Source organism: Winogradskyella poriferorum, from assembly GCF_050618035.1.
Lineage (GTDB): Bacteria > Bacteroidota > Bacteroidia > Flavobacteriales > Flavobacteriaceae > Winogradskyella > Winogradskyella poriferorum_A.
The window spans coordinates 1-208 of sequence record NZ_JBODPY010000353.1 but is presented as its reverse complement, the minus strand read 5'-3'; the positions used below and the strand labels follow the sequence as shown (position 1 = coordinate 208).

Here is a 208-nt window from a genome sequence, read left to right as displayed (position 1 = left end):
GTATCCCAATAGCGGGATTTTCCGATGCTTTTTTTGATTGTTTACCCCTTACAATTACAACCTCATCTAGAGACGACGCTTCCTCCTTAAGAGTAAATTTTAAATCGAAATTAACCCGTTTTGGTAATGGGATTTCAAGGACCTCATACCCTATAAACGGTACGATTAATGTTTCCCAAGTCTCATCAGACTCTAAATAAAATCTGCC

General features: G+C 38.0%; 1 protein-coding gene. It reads right to left on the bottom strand.

The window, feature by feature from the left end:
- On the bottom strand, positions 1-208 hold a 208-nt coding region (locus ACRHOC_RS16040; RefSeq protein ID WP_431159542.1), incomplete at both ends, for a hypothetical protein.